The organism is Limnohabitans sp. MMS-10A-178 (genome assembly GCF_003063375.1).
Classification (GTDB): Bacteria; Pseudomonadota; Gammaproteobacteria; order Burkholderiales; family Burkholderiaceae_C; genus Limnohabitans_A.
Map to the genome: position 1 here is coordinate 12886 of NZ_NERY01000001.1, position 24572 is coordinate 37457.

Below are 24572 nucleotides of genomic sequence, written 5' to 3' on the forward strand. Positions count from 1 at the left end.
CACAATTATGAAAACTGCGGTCATTACGGGTATCACGGGTCAGGATGGTGCTTACCTCACAGAATTTCTTCTGAATCAGGGTTATGAGGTCTATGGCACCTTTCGTCGCACAAGTTCAGTAAACTTCTGGAGATTGGAGGAACTTGGTGTCGCAAAGCACCCCCGACTGCATCTAGTCGAGTTTGACCTGACCGACTTGGGCACCTGCATCCGCCTTATTGAAAAAGCGCGTCCTCAGGAAGTCTATAACCTTGCCGCTCAAAGTTTCGTAGGCGTGTCCTTCGAACAGCCGGCTACAACAGCGGAAATTACAGGTGTTGGATGTCTGAATTTACTTGAAGCGATCCGCATTGTCGACCGTAAAATCCGCTTTTACCAAGCTAGCACGTCTGAGATGTTTGGCAAGGTTCAAGCGATCCCACAGTCCGAGACTACAGTATTCTATCCACGAAGTCCCTATGGCGTAGCCAAGCTATACGCACATTGGATGACCATAAATTATCGCGAGAGCTACGATATATTTGCTTGCAGCGGAATTTTGTTTAATCATGAGTCACCGTTACGTGGACTGGAATTTGTCACGCGCAAGATCACGGATTCCATTGCCAAGATTCACCTTGGCCAACTCGAGATGTTCGAGTTGGGTAACATTGATGCCAAACGAGATTGGGGTTTTGCCAAGGAATACGTCCAAGGAATGTGGCGCATGCTCCAGGTAGAACAACCCGATACGTTTGTTCTAGCTACAAATAGAACAGAGACAGTTCGTGATTTTGTTCGACTTGCTGGACAGGCTGTAGATTTTGAGATCGAATTCCAAGGGGAGGGTGTCAACGAGATTGGCGTTGATGCAAAAACCGGTAAGACCATTATGCGTATCAACCCTAAGTTCTACCGACCTGCGGAGGTCGAACTTCTGATCGGAGATCCTTCGAAGGCAGAGCGTGTCTTAGATTGGAAACCAAAGACTTCTTTAGAGGAACTTTGCAAAATGATGGTAGAGGCGGACTTACGTCGCAACGAAGCGGGCTTCTCGTTCTAATCCGATGCCTCTTCGCGCGCTCGTCACAGGAATAAACGGTTTCACAGGTCGTTACATAGCTCCAGCGCTTTTACAGCGTGGATACGAAGTTCATGGCCTTAGTACTGTAGCTGCTATCCAGTCTAGCGCATATGTGTCGCATGTAGGCGATTTACTTGATACAACTTCCCTGATACGAGTGATCGAGGAGGTTCGGCCGAACGTTGTCATAAATCTTGCTGGTGTGTCGTTCGTTCCACATAGCAGTGTGGACACGATCTATCAGACAAATCTTATCGGGTCGCGGAATCTGCTGGAAGCTTTGACACAATCTGGTGTGTTCCCCTCTGCAGTTCTGCTTGCAAGTAGTGCAAATGTCTATGGCAATTCAACTGAGGGCGTGATGGATGAGACAACCCCTCCTGCACCGGCCAACGACTATGCTGTCAGCAAGCTGGCGATGGAGCACGTCGCCAAGCTCTACAAAGATCGACTCCCAATCATCATCGTGCGGCCGTTCAACTACACAGGAGTTGGCCAGTCTCCAACGTTTCTTCTCCCCAAGATCGTTGATCACATCCGGCGTCGGGCTGAGCACATCGAACTGGGCAATCTAGATGTAGCTCGGGACTTTTCGGATGTTCGCATGGTTGTAGATGCATACTGCCGACTACTCGAGGAGCCGTCAGCAATCGGCGGTACTTACAATGTCTGCTCTGGGATAGCATATACACTTGGGCAGGTACTGGAACTTGCCCAGCAAATTTCCGGACATCACATGGTTGTAAGTATCAACCCTAGTTTTGTACGTGCAAACGAAGTGAAGATGCTTCTTGGCAGTCGGAGTCGACTGGAATCTCGCATCGGTTCAGTTCAGCCCCACAAACTTCTCGAAACTCTTAGATGGATGATCAATAACTAGTAGATAGCAAATATGCATGAAGGTTCGACATTTGCTCAGCATTTAGCTAAGTCAGGTTATGATTTCACGATGTTAATTATTGATCATCTTCTTTAACACGACGTATAAGTTCTTGCCATAGAGGTAGAAGCACTTTTGGCTCATATCGTTCTGCGACCCGGCGACCTGCTTCTACCAAAACTGTGCGATGATGCTCAGCACTTGATAGGAGCAATGCTGATAATTTTTTGGCTGCAGCATTTTCGTCATAAGGATCGAAGTACTCAGCAGCATCGGCAAATACTTCGCGATGCACTGCAATGTCAGATGCGGCAACCACTCCTCCACAGCTCATTGCTTCGACTCCCGAGTAGTCAAAACCTTCTGCCACACTGGGGCATATCGTGAGTCGGGCGTAGCGGTATAGGACTCGCAATTCTCTTGCCGGCACATTGCCAAGAAGGAATGCATCGCCACTCCTGAGCCAGGGCGATAGCTCCCTAATGATGCCCTCATAGTCCCACCCGAGGGAGCCCACAATCACGATTTTCAAGTTTGGCCATGCACCTCGGCGTAAACGTTCCCAGGCTCGGATAAGCATCTCGTGGTTTTTTCGGGGTTCTAGTGTCGAAACCATCAGCAAGTATTCAGGAGCCAGTGGTATATCATCCGCTGGCGATAAGCTTACTCCAGAAATTGTTTGCCGATGCTTGCTCAGAACCTCACCCACCCGTTCGGGCTCTTCTACGTCCAGTAAATTTTGGTGCGCAAGCATGCAATGTATAACCACTGCACGTGGTTCGGCTTGTGGAAAAATAGCTAGAAGGTCTTTGCGAGATGCCTCTGATGCGCAGGCAAACCACGCGCCTTCATTTACATTGCGACGCAGGGCCGCATAGTGCGATGCTTGGTGGAATGAACGCCTCGATATGGTGTGCGGCTGGAACATCGGCACTGCATCCATATAACGGACGATTAATCGCGTCGGTGTGCGCAGGGAGCCTGGGTATGGTGTCTGAGCAATCATCACGTCAACCCCCGCAGTATCAAGAATAGGATAGCAAGAGCGACCAATTCGAGCAGTGACAAGCCCTGCCGCATGCATGGCGCCATAGGGCATCCTTAGTACTCGCAGCATGCGAGCTGTCACTAATGCCATGTCTGAGGGGGGTAGGGTTTTGGCAAAGAGGCTTCGCCAGACGAAATCTTTGAAGTGCTGCGGATCGAAGCCATCGATTGCGAGCATATGGCCGAAAAGCCCCTTGTAAACCGCTACCAGAGGCGAGAGTATTGAAAGCAACGTGCCCCATTTGCGTGCTAGTCGCTCGTTGGTCGATGGAGGTTGAAGGGATATAACCACTCGAGAGAGGCGGTCAATTGCATCATCCGTAGGGAGCGAGGAGAGCATTTCGCCGCGCTCGACTGTCAGGCCTGGAGCAAGTACCCTGCTACCACTTTGCAAGAGGCCCTGCACATCGTAATCGTCAATTGTGCAGAGCGCCCTGAACAAAAGTCGGTTTTCCTGCGGGATTCCCGCATGCCCTTCTAGGGCCGGTCGCATTTCAAGTAGCAATCTCACAGAGTGGCCGTTTCGTAAAAATGGTAGGCCTCGTCGATACTCTCGAACTGGTGCATGCGTCCTTGGTGCAATACGCATGCAGTGTCACAGTGCGCCCGAATAACGTTTGGATCATGCGACACGAGTATGAAGGCACGATCACGTCGCTTTACGAACAGTTCGTCATGACAACGCTCATGAAATCGGGCATCACCCACCACCATAGTCTCGTCTATTAGAAAGCAGTCAAACTCTACAGCCATAGAAAGTGCAAATGCGAGACGGGTGGCCATACCCATAGAATAGTGTGATACGGGTTCGCGAAAGTACATGCCTAACTCAGTAAACTGCTCTACGAACTCGACCTTTTCCCGGTAGTCCACTCCATAAATTCTGCAGACGAACTTGAGGTTGTCAAGTCCAGTCAGGTGGGGCTGGAAAGCTCCTCCGAAAGCAAGTGGCCACGATATTGACATGGCTCGAACAATTCTGCCAGAAGTGGGCATCTCGGCACCGCTTAACAACCGGATTAGCGTAGATTTACCTGCACCGTTTCGGCCAAGAATACCAACATGATTGCCTCGCTCGAGCTGAAAATTTATTTGCTCAAGAATCAGTCTACTGCCTTGTCGTGTCCGATAAAACTTACTCACATTCTCGATGGCGATCATGGAGCCTCTACTCTTCGGCTTGCATCTCGCACTAGAATCATTCCCACAAGGTTCATGAGCAGACACACAAATGACATGTACATAATGCTGTAGTGTGTTTTAACTAGGTGCCCAAAGTAACCCTCTCGAATGAGTTCAACACCATGTATCATAGGTAGTAGCATAACAAGATCCTGAGCTAATTTAGGCAACCAGTCCACCATAAAAGCAGCGCCAGAAAGCGGAAACAACAGGTATGAGGTGGGGTGCCAAATACGATCCACGAGCTCCGAATATGAACTGGCAGCACCCAATATCAATCCAAGAGACGCTCCAAACCATGCCATCATCAGCCAACCGCACAAGACAACAAATAGGTCAACAGGAGGTTCAATAACTTCAAAGGCGATGAATGCTAGGCAAAGGATAAGGAACGAAGCTGTAGCTCCAGCGACCTCAAGAATAATCCGGGTAATTAGAACATCAATGATATGCACATTTCGGTGATAAAGTAAGTTAAAGTTCTGGATGATTGCTTGATTGCATTTCGTTGCGGTGTTTCGCCAAATAAGTACCGATGAGTAGCCAGTAATGGCAAAAGAAACGATGGGCAGGTTGGAACCGTGCTGCAAACCAGCGGCAGTCCACAAGCCAGTTACTCCGAGCGTAAACAATGCAGGTTCAAGTATCAGCCATAAAACTCCAAGATTTTCACGACCGAAGCGGGTTATTACTTCTCTCATTAAAAGCGCGTAAATAACACGCAATTGAACACGCAAGGCCTCTCGAAAAGTTGTAGACGTTTTCATTTTACGAAGGACTAGTTGGTGTGTTCTTTAACACTCGCTACGATAAGGCTGAGCACCCCCCAAAGGATCATTCCGAGTATAAAAATCATCCCGATCGAACGGATACGCCTGGGTTCCATGGCCTTGTCAGGAGTATGGGGCTGAACCAGTCTTTCGAGGTAGAGTTGCTTCCGCTGTGCTTCGTTACGCGCACTGTCTAAGGATGCCATCGCTGTTGCTAATTGTCTGTCAGCAAAGGATTTTTCCAACTGCAACTGGTCATAGGCCTTAGCTTTTGCGCTGAACGACTTGAGTTGTCCATATACCTTTCCAGATTCTTCGGTTATTTCATTACGCAACGATTCGGCACGGTATATCAGAGCAGATATCTGCGGATTTTCAGGTGAAATTTTTCGTAACTGTGCTATTTGCGTCTCTGTTCTGAGCAGATCCTCGCGCATCTTGGACACACCCTGAAGTTGAAGCATAGACTGACGATCAGGATCAAATACCTCCTGACCATCTCTATATGCAGATAGAGCCGCAGCAGCATCTTTGGCACGATCTTCCGCTTTGAGTACCTCTCGTTCTGCCACCTGGATAAGGTCCAATCTTGCTCGGGTGTTTAAGTTGTTGACTAGCCGCTCGCTCATCTGCAGCAGCAAGTCGTTGAAATCATGAGCTTCACTTGCACTGTATGCCCGTACATATAGGGTTGTGATCGACGAAACAGTATCGTAATCTACTTGCACATACTTACGGTAATGCTTGTAAAACGCTTCAAAACTGTCGTCCCAACTCAAGCCGGGGAAACGGTTGAAGACATCAATACTGCTAGAGGATAAGGTCTTACGGATCTGTAGTTGCTGATCAAGTTCGCGCAACGCATCGCGAGATAACAAGTAATCATGTACAGAGTAAGTGTCGTCTTGCGAGCGGGTAAAGCCTGTGCTTTGTAGCAGCGCACCCAGAGTACTTTGAGTCTGGCGTTGTGGGTTGCGGACCACAAATCGTGACTCTGATATATAAATATCCGACGCGATAAATCCAAAGTACACGCTTGCACTTAATGTTGGAATGGCTACAATGGCTATGAAAATTCTATTGAACCTGCCAATCTGGCCCTTTAAGCGGTTAACCCAGTTTGTGCCGGAAGTGGCGACGGTATCAGCCATTGCAGGGAAGTTCATTGAGCAAAGTTCTTTCTTTGATAGGTTGACATCATACTTCCGTATAAATTGAGAACTCTCTGTATCATGAGGTCAACATTAAATTCTTGTAGGTAACGCTTACGTGCGGCGTTACCGAAGCGATCGCGCAATTCGTCATCAGTCAGAATACTAGTTAATCCCGCAGCGAGAGCCGCTGGATTGCTAACAGGTACGTTAAGTCCAGTCAATCCGTGTACGTTGACCCAAGGAACTCCTGAACCGGAAATATCACTTGCAACGATTGGCTTACTCATTAACATGGCTTCCAACATAGCAACTCCGTAGGCTTCTGCACGAACATTTGAAGGCATACAAAATACACTGCATGCCTCAAGTAGGCTCAAAAGATTGTCTTGATGGACATGGCCTAAAAGCGCTATTCTACTATTTAAGCCACGTCGTATAACTAGCTCTTGGTATTCGTTTAGGAGTTCTCCGCTGCCGCCAATGAAGACAACGCAGTCCTGGGGCAAGTACGCCGCAGCATCGATCAATACGTCGAAGCCCTTGTAATAAGTCATTCGCCCAATAGCAAGGACAATGCGTCTGCCGCCAGCTAGTTGCCGGTATGCTGCCACTTTGGCTGAGTCTGCCCCTTCAACACGGTCTGTGATGCCAATGGGTACCACCCTAACCTTGTGACGCCAAGGCTGGAGCGGATAGGAATCCTCGAAATATGAGTGACTGGTAGCAATGACCATATCTGCCCTGCGAAGGATCCATTCTTGCAATGGCTCATACAGTTTTAAAGCCCAGCGCTGGCGAATCACGTCACTATGCCAATGGACCACCAGGCGACCTTGGGGTCGCGCCAGCAACACGGCCATGGCGGCCATTGGGTCTGGCATATGCAAGTGAATAATTTCGCAATCAGTGGCGAGGCGACGAAGGTGAAAAACCATTGACGGAGCAATCGAAGTGGAAAGCACGGTGCCTAGAGAGCCCGAACGACAGATACGATATCCGCTGGCAGCTTTGTCTTGCGTTTTCCACAGCTTCTGATTTGAACATAATACGTCTGTGGGGACGCCCGCTCGGTTTAGCCCTTCAGTCAGCTCCCACGCTACAGATTCGATACCTCCCATCACAGGTGGATAGAACTTACTAATCTGAAGGACTCGCATATCACTACATCCTCAGACCGGACTGTGAAAGTGCTGTTGCCAGACGCTCTGCAGTGTTTGACCAACGAAATAGGGTTGCGCGATTTCTTCCAGCTGATGATAGCTGAGCAAATAGCAAGTCGTCAACGCTGACACGTCTGATAGCTTCAGCAATTCCGTCGACATCTTTGGGTTTTACATAAAGGGCCGCATCTCCGCAGGTTTCTGGAAGAGCGCCCGCGTCAGAAGCGATAACTGGGCAACCCATCACCATTGCCTCTAGTGGGGGTAACCCAAAGCCTTCGTACAAAGAAGGAAAAACTAGTGCACGAGCGCCTTGATACAACATGCAAAGAGTCTTGTCGTTTATTGAGCCCACGTCGATAACGTCTGATGTTATTTTAGGGCCTATGGGGGCGAATACAGTCGGATTGCTCCCACCCACAACTACCAGTGGAAGACGGTCGGTCGGTAAACTGGCGTGAGCCTGCATCAGTCCATTGAGATTCTTATTTGGATTTTTGCTGCCAACTGCCAAAATGTATTTCCCAGGTGACAGAGCATATTTATTTAAATATTCTTCGAGTTCTTTTGCCGTTATGCTTCGATTATCAAAGTGATCTGCCGCGTTAGGCATTACTAACAACTTCTCAGGTTTCAAATTAAGAACACTCATAAGTCTTATCCGTGAGAACTCCGATACGGTTAGAACAAAATCAGAATGGCGCGAAATACGTCGATAAAGCCAGCGATACCAAAAAACAAACGCTAATTTATATGCAGAAGGCGTATCAAATACTGCTGCATCGTGCATGAGACAGATTTGTCGATTGAAAAAGGCAGGCGCACTACCTGATAGATTGAGCAACAAGTGGCCTTTGGCTGCTTGAGGAAGAATTAGCTGCTCCCAAATATGTAATGGCAAACCCTTGGGCCCTACCTCTTTTTCATGAATCCGACTAAGACCTAGGTGCCGAGATCCTGGAGGCAAGAAAATAGTAATTTCAGCAGCCTCTGCAATAATATCTAATTCACGGACTAACTGCTCGGCGACGCGCTGAACACCCGTAAATCTTTGCGCAGCAAACTTACCATTAATTGCCAATTGTTTAGTCAAAGTTATCAATATTCATAAATTGTTTCATTATGCACCTAACGAACTGATCAATAAGATTTGACCCTATAACCATAGTTATTAAATTGGGATGTTTGGCTTCTGTTTGTCTACACCTTCATGCATTTTGTACAAGAACTTCATATTTGCAGGCAAGCTTTACGGAAGGAAAATCAGTCCCCAGACGCTTTACCCAAGGGCGCTGGCTTGATCAACACAAATTTGAAAGGCGAACAAAATGTGAAACGCACCATCCTGGCATAAATGGTCGTATAGCCTATGAACAAGCAAAAAACGGCAGAAAAGGAAAGCAAAATATTGTTGTGCACCAGAGCAGCAATAATGACAGCCGGCAGAGTCATCAACCCGATCAGAAGGCCCGTAATGGAGTTGTGGGCATTATCCGAGTGTCCAGAAAACCAGCGACGAACGTAACGTTGCTTGAGCAAACTGTGAAAATGTAGCCTATCTGGGTGACCAGGATTAAGATGCTTGATCCAACGGCGATAAATACTGAAGAGCACTTCGGTAATAGGATGCAAACAAATCAATAGCGCTGAAAATGCTGATACTCCGGGATTGCGCTCGACCAGCATTACAGCCACCCAAGCCACTGAAAAGCCTAAAAAGTAGGCGCCTCCATCACCCAAGAAAATTTTGCCTAGAGGCCAGTTAACCCAAAAGAAACCAAAAACACAGGAGGCCAGGACAAATGCGGTGCTGGCAAGGAGGGTGTCGCCCACTTGCCAAGAGATCAGGGCAAAGCCGAATAATGCTATTGCGATCATGGTGCTTGCTAGACCGTTGAAGCCATCAATGATGTTGATGCTGTTGGCCGCGCCGCCAACAGCAAAAGCGGTGAACGCGACAGATACCAGTGTAAAGCTGAGCAAATAATCCAAGCCCCAGACGTCAACCCGAGAGATAGAGTACCCAGTGATATAGCAGGCTAGCAGACCCGAAACTATGGTCGCCATCAGGCGATGCATAATGCTGACGCGTTTGGTAATGTCTTCCAGCACGCCAAAGATAAAGGCTGGCATTCCTGCAATCAGGATTGGCGCAATAAGAGCCTGGACATCTAAAGTTGCCTTGTTACAAGCAAATAACAGCCCCAGCACAATTGGCACACCGCCGATGCGGGGCGCTGGAGCAATATGGGACTTCTGTACACCATCCATATGGTCCATGGTTAGGGAACCATGCAACCACTTTGTCAGCACCAGTATCACGCACAATACAAAGCTGGTAGCCATACCCCAAGTAGCAACGTACAAGTTAGAGTATGAAAAAATACCAACTATAGCTTCAATTAATGTCATTGGAAAATGAGCACAAGAACTAAACCACAATATCGGTTCCGAGCTCAAGTTACTTTCTTGGGCCTAGCTTAGCACAATGAGAATGCAAAGTATATGTAGCGCGAATCAAGGGCTTAGATTTCTAATTCATTTTGCACTATTCTACTTTAAACTTTAATACTCTTTTTCAGCGCCACACCTGTGAGCGTACCCAGCTTCACCACCTGCTCGGGCGTAGCGCTGGCCACCACTTGGCCGCCGGCTTTGCCGCCTTCGGGGCCTAGGTCTAGTATCCAGTCGGCTTCCGCTATGACGTCTAGGTCGTGCTCTATAACCAACACGCTGTGGCCAGCGTTGACCAAGCGGTGCAGCACATGGATGAGTTTGTCTACGTCGGCCATGTGAAGGCCCACGGTGGGTTCGTCTAGTACGTAGAGGGTGTGCGGGGCTTTGTTGCCGCGCTTGCCTACTTCGTCTCGCACCTTGGTGAGCTCGGTCACCAGCTTGATGCGCTGCGCTTCGCCACCGCTTAAGGTGGGTGAGGGTTGGCCCAAGGTGAGGTAGCCCAGGCCTACGTCTTTGAGCAGTTGCAGAGGGTGGGCTATGGAGGGCATGGTTTCAAAGAAGCCCACTGCTTCGTCTACTTCCATTTTGAGCACATCGCCTATGCTTTTGCCGCGCCAAGTTACGGCCAAAGTTTCGGGGTTGAAGCGCGCGCCGTGGCAGGCTTCGCAGGGTACTTTTACATCTGGCAGGAAGCTCATTTCTATGGTTCTTAAGCCTTGACCTTCGCAGGTGTGGCATCGGCCTTCGCCTGTGTTGAAGCTGAACCTACCTGCCGCATAACCCCTTGCCTTTGCCTCTAATGTTTCGGCGAATAATTTTCTAATGGTGTCCCAAAAACCGATGTAGGTGGCGGGGCAGCTGCGAGGGGTTTTGCCAATGGGGGTTTGGTCTACTTCTAGAACGCGGTCTATGGCTTCGAAGCCTTTGAGTTGTGTGCAGCCGGTGAGTTGGGGAAACTTGCCTGCAGCTTGTTCGTCTCTGCCAGCTTTGGTGGCGCGTTGGCTTACGTGGGTTTGCACGTTGGCTAACAACACGTCTCGTGCCAGCGTAGATTTGCCAGAGCCGCTTACGCCTGTTACGGCTACTAGGCGTTGGAGAGGAATTTGAACGTTGACGTTTTGTAGGTTGTGGAGGTTGGCGCCTTTTAGTTCAAGCCAGTTGAGTGGGTTCTGCATTGACCTTCTGGCTTGCAGCGGGTGCTTCATGGCGTGCAGCAAGTATTTGCCTGTTTGCGAATCTGCTGCGCCGGTAATGTCTTTCACGCTGCCTTGCGCTACCAGCCTTCCTCCGCGCTTGCCGGCGCTGGGGCCAATGTCGATGATGTGGTCTGCGCGCCGAATGGTATCTTCGTCGTGCTCTACCACCACCAGTGTGTTGCCTTTGTCGCCTAGCTTGTGAAGTGCGTTGAGCAATATTTGGTTGTCGCGTGCGTGCAGTCCAATTGTGGGTTCGTCTAGCACGTAGCACACGCCTTGCAAGTTGCTGCCCAGTTGGGCGGCCAGCCTAATGCGCTGCGCTTCGCCGCCGCTCAGGGTGGGTGCGCCGCGGTCTAGGGTGAGGTAGCCCAAGCCTACTTCTTCTAAGAACTCTAGGCGGCTTTCAATTTCTGGCAGCAGGTCGCGTGCTATGTCTTGTTCGCGTTGCGTTAGTTCGTTGGCTTTGCTTGCATTTCCTTTCGCCAGGCTTTGCACCCACTTGCGCACATCCGTTACGCTCATGCTGGCAATGTCGGTAATGGGCAAATGTTGTGTGGTGAACTTCACATGGCGCGCTGTGGCGTTAAGGCGCGTGCCTTCGCAGTGCGGGCACACGTGTTCTATGAGGTCTTCAATTTCTGGCTCGGCAAAACTTTGCTCACGGCCTTTGTTGTCGTCGTCTCTTATAGAGTCGTCAAACACTTTGCGCTGGTCTTTGGTGAGTTGCACACCCGTGCCCACACACTCGGGGCACCAGCCGTGTTTGCTGTTGTAACTAAACAGGCGCGGGTCTAGTTCGTTGTATGACGTGCTGCACACGGGGCAGGCGCGGAGTGTGGAGAACACTTGCAGTTTGCCAATGTGGGATGTTTGGGGAAATGCTTCTGGCTTTTCTAGCTTGGTGCCTTGGGTCCTTAGGTTTTCGGCCTCTTGCATGGCTTCTTGCAGGCCATCTAGTTGGCTAAGCACATGCACTACGCCTTTGCCTAGCTCCAAAGTTTTGGTGAGTGCTTCACGCAGTTGTTTTTCTTGATCGGCGCTTACTTTGAGGCTGGCCACTGGCAGCTCTATGGTGTGTTCTTTGAAACGGTCAATGCGCGGGAAGTTTGTGGTGGGCAAGAAATTGCCATCTACCCTTAAGTGTGTGTAGCCGCGTGGCCGCGCCCAATCGGCTAGCTCGGTGTACACACCTTTGCGGTTCATGACCAAAGGCGCCAGCAAACCAATGTGCTGGCCCTTGAAGTTTTTAAGCAACTGCGCTGCAATGCTGTCGGGCGTTTGAGGTTGCACTGCGGCGTTGTCGTGAATGCAATGTTGCGTGCCTAGCTTCACGTATAAAAGTCTGAGGAAGTGCCACACTTCTGTGGTGGTGCCTACGGTGCTTTTGCGGCCGCCGCGTGAGAGGCGTTGCTCAATGGCCACTGTGGGGGGAATGCCGTATACCGCGTCTACTTCTGGCCTTCCGGCTGGTTGCACGATGCTGCGTGCGTAGGCGTTGAGACTTTCTAAGTATCTGCGTTGGCCTTCGTTGAACAGAATGTCGAAAGCCAATGTTGATTTACCCGAACCGCTGACGCCGGTGATGACGTTGAATTGGCCCCTTGGAATATTCACACTCAAGTTCTTGAGGTTGTGCTCTTTGGCATTAACAATCCGAATACTATTTTGCTCAGCCAATTCAGCGGGTGATCGGGTTGCGCCGGGTAACGATTTCGTGTCAGCGTATGAGGCACCCGGCGTAACCCGGTCGCCCGATGAATTGGCGACCTCAGAAGTCTTCAGCAACCCACCCAACTCCCCCATGGCTTCAGCGTACTCGCGTAAAGCCAAAGCAGTATGCGAAGTAGCGTGATTTCTCACATCCTCAGGCATCCCTTCAGCCACCACATACCCACCAGCATCACCACCTTCAGGACCCAAATCAATCAACCAATCACTTGCTCTAATAACGTCAAGGTTGTGCTCAATCACAATGAGCGAATGACCACCTTCAAGCAGCTTGCGCAACGCCCGCATCAGCTTGGCAATGTCATCAAAATGCAGCCCCGTTGTAGGCTCATCGAATAAAAACAGAGTGCCCTTCTTAGCCAAAGACTGCTTGCTAGAAGTAGCCGTCTTGGCCGCCCCCGCCAAGAACCCCGCCAACTTCAAACGCTGCGCCTCACCGCCCGACAAAGTGGGCACTGGTTGGCCTAGCTTTACGTATTCGAGGCCAACATCTATGATGGGCTGCAGCGCGCGAATCACATCCCGGTCTTGCGCAAACAAAGCGGCCGCTTCGCTCACTGTGAGGTCTAACACATCCGCCACATTGAGGTGCCTAGACTTGATGCTGCCCATGGCCTGCCGCTCAATTTTGATCTCCAAAATTTCGGGCCTATAACGCTTGCCATCGCAATCGGGGCAACGCAAATACACGTCGCTCAAAAACTGCATCTCTACGTGCTCAAAACCAGAACCACCACAGGTGGGACAACGACCATCGCCACTGTTAAAGCTGAACTTAGAAGCCGTGTAGCCGCGCTGCCTAGACAAAGGCGCCACTGCAAAAATTTCTCTAATGGCATCCCACGCTCCCACATAACTCACAGGGTTGGAGCGCGCCGTTTTGCCAATGGGCGATTGGTCTACAAACACCACGTCGCTTAAATGATCGGCGCCCAGCAGCCTGTCGTGTGCGCCCGATGTTTCGGTGCTCTTGCCAAAGTGCCTGAGCAGTGCGGGGGCCAGCACGTCTTGAATCAAACTCGATTTGCCCGAGCCACTCACGCCGGTAACGCACACCAAGCGCTGCAAGGGGAATTCGATGGAGACGTTTTTGAGGTTGTGCTCCTTCGCGCCTTCTAAGATGAGGCGTGGCGTGTTGTCTGTGACCAAGCGCTTAAAGCCCATGCCCACTTGCTTGCGGCCGCCCAAATAATCGCCGGTGAGGGTGTGTGTGTTTTTGAGGTCTTGCGTGCTGCCGTCAAACACAATGTGCCCGCCCTTCTCGCCGGGGCCGGGGCCCATGTCAATCATGCGATCTGCCGCCAGCATTACCGCTGGGTCGTGCTCTACTACGACTAAGGTGTTGCCAGCGTCTCTGAGTCGATGCATGGCTTGCGTGATGCGGCTCATGTCGCGGGGGTGCAGGCCTATGCTGGGCTCGTCTAAGACGAACAATGTGTTGACTAGGGATGTGCCCAAGGCTGTGGTGAGGTTGATGCGCTGCACTTCGCCGCCGCTTAAGGTGCGACTTTGGCGGTCTAGGGTGAGGTAGCCAATGCCTACGTCGCAGAGGTATTTGAGGCGGTTGGTAATTTCTTCAAGGAGGAGTTTGAGGGCTTGGGCTTCGCCGTTGAGTTTGTGGGCGAGTTCTTGGTTGGCGATGGAAGCTGCTGCGCTTTTGTCATTTTCTAAAGTGGCGCTGGCAGTCATTCGATCGAAGAAACTTCGCAGCTTGTCGATGGGCATGATCATGAGGTCGTGCAGGCTCAGGCCGGGCAAGGCTTCTAGTTGTTGCCTTGTCCACTTCACGCCTTTGGGCATGAAGCGTTTTTCTTTGGGAAGTGATGCGTCAGCGTCCTGCTTGCTGCCAATGCGCCAAATGAGACTGTCGGTTTTAAGCCGCGCACCGCCGCAATCGCCGCACTCGGTGTAGCTGCGGTATTTGGACAAGAGCACGCGAATGTGCATCTTGTAGGCTTTGCTTTCGAGGTAGCCAAAGAAGCGGTGTACGCCGTACCACTGCTGGTTCCACTTGCCGTTCCAGTTGGGCGAGCCTTCTATGACCCACTGTTGTTGTTCTTTGGTGAGCTTGAACCAAGGCGTGTCGCGCGGAATGCCGGCGGCTTCGGCGTGGCGCATGAGGTCGTCTTGCGCTTCTTTCCAGGCGGGGGTTTGGATGGTTTTGATGGCTCCGGCTCTGAGCGTGAGCTTGTCGTTGGGAATGACCAGGCCTAGGTCTACGCCGATGACACGTCCGAATCCGCGGCATGTTTCGCAAGCGCCTACGGCGGAGTTGAAAGAGAACATGGAGGGCAGAGGTTCGGGGTAGCGCAGGTCGCTTTCGGGGCAGTGGAGGCCGGCGGAGAAGCGCCATAAGTCCGTCTGATCGCCTTCGGCGATGGCATAAACGTTTAAACGCCCTCCTCTTTTGAGGGCTACTTCAATGGCTTCAACTACCCTTGCCTTCTCAGCACTCCCTAACCTCAACCTATCAGCCACCACATCCAACACTTTGCGCGGACCAGTAGGTGTAGCCACTTCCCTCTCCGCTTGCACCTTGGTAAAGCCACTGGCTGACAGCCACTGCTCTACTTGTTCTGCAGTTGTATTGCCAGGCAACTCAACAGGAAATGTCAACACCAACCGCGGATCACCCGCAGCCTCCGCCCGCTTGTGCAGCTCTGCGTAAATAGATTCAGGCGTGTCGTGCTTTACCGGCTGCGCTGTGTGCTTGTCGTGCAAGTGGCCCAGCCTGGCGAATAAAAGTTTGAGGTGGTCATTCAGCTCAGTCATGGTGCCCACCGTAGACCGCGAGCTCCTCACCGGATTGGTCTGGTCAATGGCAATGGCCGGCGGCACGCCCTCCACCTTGTCTACCGCGGGCTTGTCCATGCGGTCTAAAAACTGCCTGGCATACGCGCTGAATGTCTCAACATAACGCCGCTGCCCTTCGGCATACAACGTGTCAAACACCAAACTAGACTTCCCCGACCCACTGGGCCCCGTGACCACAGTGAGCTCGCCCGTGCGGATGTCCAAATCAATGTTCTTGAGATTGTGCTGACGAGCACCGCGAATCTTGATCAAACCGTTAGACATACATGCAAGCTTTAAGGGTAGAGGCCCAACATTCTAGGCTTGGAGCAGCCGATTGGGTCATTTAATTGGGATCAGATCAACATTAATTTGTTCAAATTAATGTTGATCTGACCCCAATTAAATTGTTCGCCCTTGCAACTGAATGCATGAGCCACAAACGAATGTAAGGCGCAAACTTGTGTTTGGTTAGACAAAAGGGAATAGATGGCCATTTCCATTTAATGCATCTACAATAAATGGAACTTCAAATAACATGGGATCAAGACAAAAGACAAAGCAATTATTCAAAGCACGGGCTAGATTTTGTTCACGCTACTGAGGTTCTTCAATCAATTTATTGCCTCAATTTGCTTGTCCATCTGAAGGGAGAAGATCGCGTTGTCTCGTATGCCTACGCAATGAATTACCTCTGTGTTGTAACGCTCATCCATACAAACCGCCATGAACAAATCAGAATCATCAGTTTTCGAAAAGCGAGTCAAAAAGAAGCTGACTTCTACTTCAAGTGGCTCGCAAACGAATGGCTTGAGCCGTGAAGAAATTTTGCGGGCATTAAAAACGCAAAAGCCGAATGAGTTTTATGTTTGGGATGGCAAAAGCGAAGACGACAAGCCGCTTACGCCAAAAGAAATGGCCGATGGCATGCTGGCTTATAAAAAAAGAGGCCGTCCTTTCAGTGCTACGACCAAAAAACAAATTGCAATCCGACTTGATCCTGAAGTGCTTGAAGCTTTTCAAAAAAATGGCCCGGGTTGGCAGACACGAATCAACAATGCGCTGAAGGACTGGTTGCAGCAGCATGAACACTGATCGAAACACCAATGTCTTTAATTGTTTGTTGACAGTAACACCCGCTTTTGGCATAAGAGTTCGACCCCAAGACTCGACACCTACTTCTCCTTGGAACACATGAGAATTTCTACAGAGATTTCAAGCGATAAAAAATAAATGACCCACTTAAAAGAACTTCTTCAAAAGTACCGCAATGAAGTAATTGTGGGCGTCATAGTTTTCTTGGCCTTGGTGTTTCGGGACTTGATTGCGTCTTTGATCGGCGCTTGAACAATTGGGGTCAGATCAACATTAATTTGTTCAATCAAAGGAGATAAATGTTGATCTGACCCCAATTGCTTCAATGCAAGCTAACTCGATGCATCACACCAAACCTCTTGCAAAGCATCTCAAGTCTTTTGTCTAAGGTCCATAAATCCACATAAGGACTGATGACTGTCGAGGCAAGCAACATCAGATCAACGATGCCGCATCCAAGACCATGGAGTCTTTCAAATTCTATAAAGTTTCTGACTTCACTCAACGTAGCCTGGTTAGCCTTTTGCAAAAACTCAACCTTGCTCAACGTTTGAATTCTTGGAAGTGTCAGTGAACCACAAGATAACTCTGCAAGCACCATAGGATGCGTGAGAGCTCTGTCGTTTTCAATCAAGTCAACAAGTGCTTCATTTCGCACTCGAAAATGAGAAACCCAAACTGAGGTGTCAATCAAAACGCCTCTCACTTTACGTTTGTCCACGCTGTCTAGGGATGTCCTGCATGTTGGGATTGGATCCGCCCAATGCAGACAGGCGCTTGCCCATTTCCACACGAACAAATGTATTCAATGCCTCTTGAATTAGCTTGGTACTGTCAACGGTTGGACCCGCAAGTTCGAGCGCTTTTGCATACAACTCATCATCAATCGTGACTGTCGTTTCCATGGTCGCACCTTGAAGCAATATTGACTTCATGGTACCGCTAATGCCAATGTGTAAGAAGTGTATTTTTGTAAATTCACATATCGCCTTTTTTGAATCAGATGTCATCTTGAAGCCAAGAAGAAGCCAACACAACTTTTTGCAATCAGTCGTAAGAAAAAATAATTGGGGTCAGATCAACATTAATTTGTTCAACCGGAGGGGGATAAGGGCTGAGGGGGCTGACGATTTCTGGTACTCCAGTATGAGGAAGCCCCCTCAGCCCTTATCCCCCTTCGGTTGCAAATTAATGTTGATCTGACCCCAATTATTCGAAGAAACCTCCCTCATTCTTCAACCCTCTTAACTAGAAATTATTATTGATCTGACCCCAATTGAATTAAAAATGAACTAAGCTCGCAGCAATTAATTGTGATCTGACCCCAATTGTTTTCGGGAGACTGCATGACTGAAGTGGTATCGGACATCGAGGACAAGCCGGCTCAGGGTTTGCCTTTCAAAGCAACTACAACGGCAGTTGCAGTTGCAAGCTTCTTAGCAGCTTGCGGTGGTGGAAGCTCTTCGCCTGCACCCCCTGCCATCAGCGACAAAATCACCTTTGCTACCGACTACGCCGCAGCACGCTTCCTTCAACATGCACAATTTTCCAGCTCTGAAACAGAAATAGCAGCCGTCAAAAGCATGGGCGCAAGCGCTTGGCTCGACGCACAAATGGGCCTGCCCTCCAGCACTGGCGGCTGGGACTGGCTCACAGCGCGGGGCTACAGCGCCATCGACAGCAACAAGTTTTATGAAATGGACTACCACGCCAACTACATGGCCTGGAACCAAATATTGGCATCGCCCGATGGCGTGCGCAGACGCATGGCGCTGGCTTTGTCGGAGTTTTTTGTGGTGGGCATTTCCGGCGTGTCCACCCTGAGCTGGCCCCAATTTGCCATGGCGCACTACTGGGATATTTTGTGCAACAACGCATTCGGCAACTACCGCAAATTGCTAGAAGACGTCACGCTTAGCATTGCCATGGGCGAGTTTTTAAACACGCTGGGCAACCAAAAAGAAGACGTTGCCACTGGCCGCTTGCCCGATGAAAACTATTCTCGCGAAGTGATGCAACTCTTCACCATCGGCTTGCAACAACTCAACCTAGACGGCACCGTGGTGAAGGTAAATGGCGCGCCGGTAGATTCTTTCACTCAATCGGATGTGTCCAATTTGGCTCGCGTATTCACAGGTTACCAAGCCGACGACTCCGAAGGCTTTTTTGACAGCGTGGATACGCCTTCGTACCGAGTGCGCAAAGTGGGCTACACGCGCCGCCCTATGAAATTGAACGCAAACCGCCACTCCATGCTGGAGGCCAGGTTTTTAGGCGCGGTGGTGCCGGCGGGCACCGAGGGTTCTGCAGCATTGAAGATTGCTTTAGACACTTTATTTCAACATCCCAACGTTGGCCCTTTCTTTGGCCGACAAATGATTCAACGTTTGGTATGCAGCAACCCATCGCCCGCCTACGTGGGCCGCGTGGCCGCTGTGTTCAACAACAACGGCAAGGGCGTGCGGGGCGATTTGGCGGCGGTGTTCAAAGCCATCTTGACAGACACCGAGGCCACCGATGAAGCGGGTTTAAGCAACCCCAGCTTTGGCAAATTGCGTGAACCCATGGTGCGCATTGCACAGTGGGGGCGCACCTTCAAAATAAAATCTATCAAGGGCACTTGGAAAATTGGCAACCCCAATTTTTCGGCTGTGAATGCACTGGGCCAAAGCCCCTTGCAAGCACCATCTGTGTTCAATTTCTTCCGGCCTGGCTATGTGCCGCCCAACACGGCAATGGCGGCCTTGCAATACACCGCGCCCGAATTTCAATTGGTGAACGAAAGCACCACGGCGTCGTACATCAACTATTTGCAAGACAACTTGATCAACGGCATGTGGGTTCGGGCGCCCGAGTTAATTACCTCGCCTGAAAACCCCACCGCCACCGATGGGCCCGACATCGTGCCCGATTACAGCGCCGAAATTGCATTGGTTGGCAACCCGCAGGCTTTGTTTGCCCGACTCAACATGCTGCTGTGCGCGGGGCAACTTTCGGATGCCACCCTGAAAGACATGACAAGTGTTTTTGCGAACGAGCCCACCACTTCAAGCAGCAGCGACAACAGCAAGCGCGCTTATGTGGCCAAAGCCATCATGTTTGTGATGTGCTGCGCTGAATATTTGGTTCAGAAATAACCATGCCCAACAAAGCTCTTGATATGAACACTATCGATTCAAATTCACGGCGCAATTTTTTGCGGCAAGCAGGACAACTCTCCCTAACGGGCATGGCAGCTCCGTGGTTGGCCAACTTGGCCGCAATAGGTGATGCAGCCGCATTTTCTGCATCCGATTACAAAGCCATCGTTTGTGTATTTTTGTTGGGCGGCAACGACTACGCCAACACCGTGGTCACTTACGACAACGACAGCTACGCCAAATACTTCGCCATTCGCGCGGCAGGCTCGGGCAGTAACACATCTGGGGTGGTGTTGTCTCAATCGGCACTGGCCGCCACCGAGCTCAAACCCACGCAAGCACTTGCAGGCAGAAGAAAGTACGCATTGCATCCCAGCATGCCGGGCCTGACGCAGCTTTTCAATTCAGGCAAAGCCGCAGTGCAACTGAATGTAGGCCCCTTGGTAGTGCCCTTAACTCGCGCGCAATACAACAGCCCAGACCGACAAAAATACCCGCTGCCGCCCAAACTGTTTTCACACAACGACCAGCAGTCTGTGTGGCAATCGTCTGCGGCGGAAGGCTCAACGGTGGGATGGGGTGGGCGCTTTGGCGACGTGGCCATGAGCAACAACGCCAACTCGCTCTTCACCTGCATTTCTTTGTCGGGCAACAATGTGTTTTTGTCGGGCAACAGCGCATTGCAATACCAATGCAGCACCAAAGGCGCCATTCCGGTCAACCCTGCCACCAGCTACTTTTTTAACCAGCCCGAACTCAAAACAGCCTTCATGCAAATGCTGCAAAAGAGCAGCCCGCACATGTTGGAGAATGAGTACAACACCGTGATGAAGCGCGGCATCAACGCGCAATCGGTGGTGTCGCAGGGCATGGCGGGCGTGTCTTTGAGCACCCCCTTTCCAAGCGGCAACAATTTGGCCGACCAGCTTAAAACGGTGGCCCAGCTTATTGGCGCTCGGTCGAGCTTAGGAGCCAAACGCCAGGTCTTCATGGTCACATTGGGTGGTTTTGACTTGCACGATTACTTAGACACGCGACATGCACCCCTGATGCAAAAAGTGGACGAGGCCATGACGGCTTTTTACAAAGCCACCGTGGAGTTGGGGGTGGCCAATCAAGTGACCAGTTTTACGGCATCCGATTTTGGCCGCACACTAACCTCCAACGGCGACGGCTCAGATCACGGCTGGGGCTCGCATCACTTTGTGGTGGGAGGCGCCGTGAAAGGTGCCGCTTTTTACGGCACACCACCCCCTGTGAGCGTGGGCGACACTTCAGCCCCCGAAGACCAATGGCACGTAGGCCAAGGCCGCTTGCTACCCACCACCTCCGTAGACCAATATGCCGCCACACTGGCCAAGTGGTTTGGCGTAAGCCCCACCGAACTACCCTCGGTTCTGCCCAACCTCAAAAACTTTGGCAGCCCCGCATACCCCGTAGATTTGGGATATTTCTGAACAATTAAAGCATCGCCAGCAGTCTAGGCACGAAGATGATGCCGCCAACAGCTGCGGCGCCTATGCTGAAAATCAAAACACCAGCAGCTGCAGCGTCTTTGGCTTGGCCTGCGGTTTCTTGCCATTCGGGGCTGGCCACATCAACCGCTTTTTCAATGGCAGTATTCAAAGCCTCTGCGCCCATCACGGATGCCACCGCAAAAAACACCGCCACCCACTCCAAGACAGAGATCTGAAAATACACACCCAAACCAATGGCCAATGCAGTAGCCATCAAATGAATTTGCGCATTAGGCTCTGCAAACACCACCTTAAGACCCCGCACAGCATGGCAAAAAGATTGCAAACGGGAGATTGATTTTTGAGACATGTCTTTCCTGTTTGGCTTGGCACGTCTAGGGGGTGGATTAGAACAATGGTTTTTGCCACAACAACGCAACGCCCGATTTGCCGGGCATGAACGACACCGCACCCCCCGCAATAGGCCGCGTGAAATACTCAGCCGCGGCATAACCCAAACCAGCCCCTACCAACACATCTTTGGCGTAATGCTTGTCGGCTTTGACCCGGGCCAAAGCGGTGAAGCCCGCTACTGCGTAAAGATAAGGCGAAGCCTCGGAGGCGTAGCGTTTGTCGATGAACCTCGCCGCCGCAAAAGCGATGGCCGTGTGGCTAGAAGGAAAACTGTCTTTGCCGGAACCATCGGGCCGCTGTTCGTGAATAAGTGACTTGAGCGCTGTATCAGCCGCCAAGGTAGCGCCCAAAGTGTAGGTGAGCTCTTTGACGCCCTGCGAGTCGCCTTTGCCAAACGCAGTGCCAGCCGCCAAAAGCGGCAAGCCAACAGCCAGTGCATCTGACAAATGGCCCCAAGTTTGCACACCGCCAGCATTTGCAACACCCGCCACAGTGATTGCGAAAAAAAGAACAAGGGCTTTGGCTGACTTCATGTATTGAGAAATCGTTTGGGTAAACACGAATTCTCACACGAAAGCTAGCAACGCCACTCTTTTCAAGTCAGTCAATTACTTGCTAGCAGGCGCTGGTGCTGCAGCGGGCGTAGTTGCAGGCGTAGTTGCCGGTGCAGCAGGAGTCGCATCAGCAGCCGCTGGAGCAGCCGGAGCAGCAGCAGGTGCTGGTGCCGGTGAGTGCACTGCCTCAGCACCGTGCTTCTCACCACTCATGTCCAAACTATCGCCACCTTTAGAGATGACATACAAAGCCAGGCCGGCGAACACAATAAATCCAACTACTAATTTCCACATAGGTTTTCTCCAGTAAAGTTTTTTAATTGGGGTGATTTAAATGGGGTCAGATCAACATTAATTTGGTCAATCAAAGGAGATAAAGGGTAAGGGGGGCTCAAATAAGTGGGGTCAGATCAACATTAATTTACTTACTGCATAGTTCATCAATGATCACAAAAAATTAATGTTGATCTGACCCCATTTATTTGTAAGCCCCCCTTACCCTTTATCTCCTTTGATTGGAAATTAATGTTGATCTGACCCCATTTAAATCACCCCAATTAAAAAAAGCCCTCGGTTAGGAGGGCTTCCAGATTAATCGTTGGCGTAAATGTCAACGTCTTTGGTTTCCTTGATGAACAAGCCACCAATGACCACCGTTGCGCCAGCAATGATGATGGGGTACCACAAACCGTTGTACATATTGCCGGTTTGGGCCACGATTGCGAAAGCAGTTGTAGGCATCAAACCACCGAACCAACCGTTGCCGATGTGGTAGGGCAAAGACATGGATGTATAACGAATGCGTGTGGGGAACATTTCTACCAACATGGCAGCAATAGGACCGTACACCATGGTAACCAAAAGCACCAAGTAAGTCAGGATGATGATCACAGTGACCTTGTCAAACTTGGCCATATCAGCTTTGACAGGGTAGTTGGCCGCTTTCAAAGCAGCGCCCAAGTTAGAAGCCAAGAGCGTTGTACCCGCAGTTTTCTCGTTGCTCAAATCTTTGACAGACTTGGTGGCAGCTTCAATGGCTTTGGCATCCTTGGTTTCTGCAGCATTCAAAGCAGCCAATTTTTCTTCGGCTTTGGCTTTGGCAGCAGCGATGTCTTCAGCAGAGTACTTGACGTTCACCACAGTCTCGCCCACCTTGATCACAGCGGGGGTGCCAGCGGGCGCCACAATGTTTTCATAGGACACAGACGCACTGGCCAAACGTTGCTTGGCAATGTCGCAAGAAGAAGTGAACTTCTTGGTACCTGTGGGGTTGAACTGGAATGAACACTCAGCTGGATCGGCTGTAACAGTAACCTTTGAAGCTTGTTGAGCTGCGTGCAAATCAGGATTGGCTGCTTTGGTCAGCGCTTCAAAGACTGGGAAGTAAGTGACCACAGCCAACAAACAACCAGCCAAGATCAAAGGCTTGCGGCCAATCTTGTCAGACAAGGTGCCGAAAATCACGAAGAAAGGCGTACCAATGATCAAGGAGATGGCCACCATGATGTTGGCAGTAGCGCCGTCTACTTTGAGCGCTTGCGTCAAGAAGAACAAAGCGTAGAACTGACCAGAGTACCAAACCACAGCTTGACCCATGACCAGACCAAACAAGGCCAAGATCACAATTTTCAAGTTTTTCCACTGACCGAAAGATTCAGACAAAGGTGACTTAGATGTTTTGCCTTCTGATTTCATTTTCACGAAAGCAGGTGACTCGTTCATGCTCAAACGAATGTACACAGAAATAATGAGCATGATGACGGAAACCAGGAACGGAACGCGCCAGCCCCAATCGGCAAAAGCCTCTTCACCCACGATAGTGCGTGTGCCCAAAATCACCATGAGTGACAAGAACAAGCCCAATGTGGCGGTGGTTTGAATCCACGCTGTGTAAGCACCGCGTTGACCTGCAGGCGCGTGCTCGGCCACATAAGTAGCAGCACCACCGTACTCACCACCCAAAGCCAAACCTTGCAACAAGCGCAAGCAAATGAGGATGACGGGAGCGGCCACGCCAATGCTGGCGTAGTTGGGCAAGATGCCCACAATGAAAGTGGACACACCCATGATCAGGATGGTGACCAAGAAGGTGTACTTGCGACCAATCATGTCGCCCAAGCGGCCAAAGAAAATGGCACCGAAAGGACGGACGATGAAACCGGCGGCAAAAGCCAACAGCGCAAAAATGAAGGCAGAACCTTCGTCCAAGCCGCTGAAGAATTGTTTCGCAATAATTGCGGCGAGTGAACCGTAGAGGTAAAAGTCATACCACTCGAACACGGTGCCCAAAGAAGAAGCGAAAATCACCTTCTTCTCTTCGCCTGTCATGGGGCGGTTTTCTGTTGTTGCCATAGAGCTGTCTCCAATAAATAGCCCTCGACACGAAGGCTTGGGGCGATTCTTGGGGCTGGCTCTGACCCCCCTCTGACACCAAACCAACAGGGGCTGACAGACCTAGGTGAAACCCTTGGTTTTTATTTCT

Annotated in this window: 20 protein-coding genes; 6 read left to right on the top strand and 14 right to left on the bottom strand. The window is 50.6% G+C overall.

Annotated features, from left to right (window positions below; genetic code table 11):
* Positions 1-7: 7 nt before the first annotated feature.
* Positions 8-1042 (top strand): GDP-mannose 4,6-dehydratase, encoded by a 1035-nt coding sequence (gene gmd, locus B9Z32_RS00045; RefSeq protein WP_108419401.1) that lies wholly within the window; start codon positions 8-10, stop codon positions 1040-1042.
* Positions 1043-1046: 4 nt separating this feature from the next.
* Positions 1047-1943, top strand: coding sequence for a GDP-mannose 4,6-dehydratase (locus B9Z32_RS00050; protein WP_108419402.1), 897 nt, complete (start codon positions 1047-1049; stop codon positions 1941-1943).
* A 76-nt stretch (positions 1944-2019) separates the two neighbouring features.
* Here the strand turns inward: B9Z32_RS00050 and B9Z32_RS00055 are convergent, their stop codons facing one another.
* The 8 genes from B9Z32_RS00055 to uvrA form a co-directional block, all read right to left on the bottom strand.
* On the bottom strand, positions 2020-3501 hold the full coding sequence (locus B9Z32_RS00055) for a glycosyltransferase family 1 protein (RefSeq protein ID WP_158268156.1): 1482 nt from the start codon (positions 3499-3501) through the stop codon (positions 2020-2022).
* Positions 3498-4151 (bottom strand): ABC transporter ATP-binding protein, encoded by a 654-nt coding sequence (locus tag B9Z32_RS00060; protein WP_108419404.1) that lies wholly within the window; start codon positions 4149-4151, stop codon positions 3498-3500. Before B9Z32_RS00060 ends, B9Z32_RS00055 begins: the two co-directional genes overlap by 4 nt.
* Positions 4148-4939 (bottom strand): ABC transporter permease, encoded by a 792-nt coding sequence (locus B9Z32_RS00065; RefSeq protein ID WP_108419405.1) that lies wholly within the window; start codon positions 4937-4939, stop codon positions 4148-4150. The genes B9Z32_RS00060 and B9Z32_RS00065 overlap by 4 nt, the downstream gene beginning before the upstream one ends.
* Positions 4940-4950: 11 nt before the next feature.
* Positions 4951-6093 (bottom strand): hypothetical protein, encoded by a 1143-nt coding sequence (locus B9Z32_RS00070; protein ID WP_108420870.1) that lies wholly within the window; start codon positions 6091-6093, stop codon positions 4951-4953.
* Positions 6094-6104: 11 nt separating this feature from the next.
* Positions 6105-7253, bottom strand: coding sequence for a glycosyltransferase (locus B9Z32_RS00075; RefSeq protein ID WP_108419406.1), 1149 nt, complete (start codon positions 7251-7253; stop codon positions 6105-6107).
* Positions 7254-7257: 4 nt separating this feature from the next.
* Positions 7258-8349, bottom strand: a complete 1092-nt coding sequence (locus tag B9Z32_RS00080) for a glycosyltransferase family 1 protein (RefSeq protein WP_146179434.1) — start codon at positions 8347-8349, stop codon at positions 7258-7260.
* Between the two features lie 170 nt (positions 8350-8519).
* Positions 8520-9536, bottom strand: coding sequence for a glycosyltransferase (locus tag B9Z32_RS00085; RefSeq protein ID WP_158268157.1), 1017 nt, complete (start codon positions 9534-9536; stop codon positions 8520-8522).
* Between the two features lie 278 nt (positions 9537-9814).
* Positions 9815-15715 carry an excinuclease ABC subunit UvrA gene (uvrA, locus tag B9Z32_RS00090; protein WP_108419409.1) on the bottom strand — a complete coding sequence of 1967 codons (5901 nt, stop codon included), beginning with the start codon at positions 15713-15715 and terminating at the stop codon, positions 9815-9817.
* A gap of 236 nt (positions 15716-15951) precedes the next feature.
* On the opposite strand from uvrA, the gene B9Z32_RS14275 reads away from it, so the two are divergent.
* Positions 15952-16251, top strand: a complete 300-nt coding sequence (locus B9Z32_RS14275; protein ID WP_108419410.1) for a BrnT family toxin — start codon at positions 15952-15954, stop codon at positions 16249-16251.
* Entirely contained in the window at positions 16157-16525 is a 369-nt protein-coding gene (locus B9Z32_RS00100; protein WP_108419411.1) for a BrnA antitoxin family protein, read from the top strand. Before B9Z32_RS14275 ends, B9Z32_RS00100 begins: the two co-directional genes overlap by 95 nt.
* Before the next feature lie 322 nt (positions 16526-16847).
* On the opposite strand, the gene B9Z32_RS00110 is transcribed toward B9Z32_RS00100, so the two are convergent.
* Together B9Z32_RS00110 and B9Z32_RS00115 are read right to left on the bottom strand one after the other, a co-directional pair.
* Positions 16848-17246: a PIN domain-containing protein gene (locus B9Z32_RS00110; RefSeq protein ID WP_233248000.1), complete on the bottom strand. Its 399-nt coding sequence runs from the start codon at positions 17244-17246 to the stop codon at positions 16848-16850.
* The gene (locus B9Z32_RS00115; protein WP_108419413.1) at positions 17233-17430 is read right to left on the bottom strand and encodes a type II toxin-antitoxin system VapB family antitoxin; all 198 of its coding nucleotides are present in this window, start codon (positions 17428-17430) and stop codon (positions 17233-17235) included. Before B9Z32_RS00115 ends, B9Z32_RS00110 begins: the two co-directional genes overlap by 14 nt.
* A gap of 441 nt (positions 17431-17871) precedes the next feature.
* Here B9Z32_RS00115 and B9Z32_RS00125 point away from each other — a divergent pair, with 441 nt between their 5' ends.
* Both B9Z32_RS00125 and B9Z32_RS00130 read left to right on the top strand, forming a co-directional pair.
* Positions 17872-19662, top strand: coding sequence for a DUF1800 family protein (locus B9Z32_RS00125; protein WP_108419415.1), 1791 nt, complete (start codon positions 17872-17874; stop codon positions 19660-19662).
* A 23-nt stretch (positions 19663-19685) separates the two neighbouring features.
* Positions 19686-21122 (top strand): DUF1501 domain-containing protein, encoded by a 1437-nt coding sequence (locus B9Z32_RS00130; protein WP_108420871.1) that lies wholly within the window; start codon positions 19686-19688, stop codon positions 21120-21122.
* A gap of 4 nt (positions 21123-21126) precedes the next feature.
* On the opposite strand, the gene B9Z32_RS00135 is transcribed toward B9Z32_RS00130, so the two are convergent.
* The 4 genes from B9Z32_RS00135 to B9Z32_RS00150 all read right to left on the bottom strand — a co-directional run bounded on the left by B9Z32_RS00135 (position 21127) and on the right by B9Z32_RS00150 (position 24418).
* The gene (locus B9Z32_RS00135; RefSeq protein ID WP_108419416.1) at positions 21127-21492 is read right to left on the bottom strand and encodes a diacylglycerol kinase family protein; all 366 of its coding nucleotides are present in this window, start codon (positions 21490-21492) and stop codon (positions 21127-21129) included.
* A gap of 37 nt (positions 21493-21529) precedes the next feature.
* Entirely contained in the window at positions 21530-22096 is a 567-nt protein-coding gene (locus B9Z32_RS00140; RefSeq protein ID WP_146179435.1) for a phosphatase PAP2 family protein, read from the bottom strand.
* Positions 22097-22144: 48 nt separating this feature from the next.
* Complete coding sequence (locus tag B9Z32_RS00145) at positions 22145-22384, bottom strand: hypothetical protein (protein ID WP_108419418.1); 240 nt, start codon at positions 22382-22384, stop codon at positions 22145-22147.
* A 297-nt stretch (positions 22385-22681) separates the two neighbouring features.
* A complete protein-coding gene (locus B9Z32_RS00150; protein WP_369909812.1) occupies positions 22682-24418 on the bottom strand; it encodes an MFS transporter in 1737 nt (578 codons plus the stop codon).
* Positions 24419-24572: the final 154 nt, after the last annotated feature.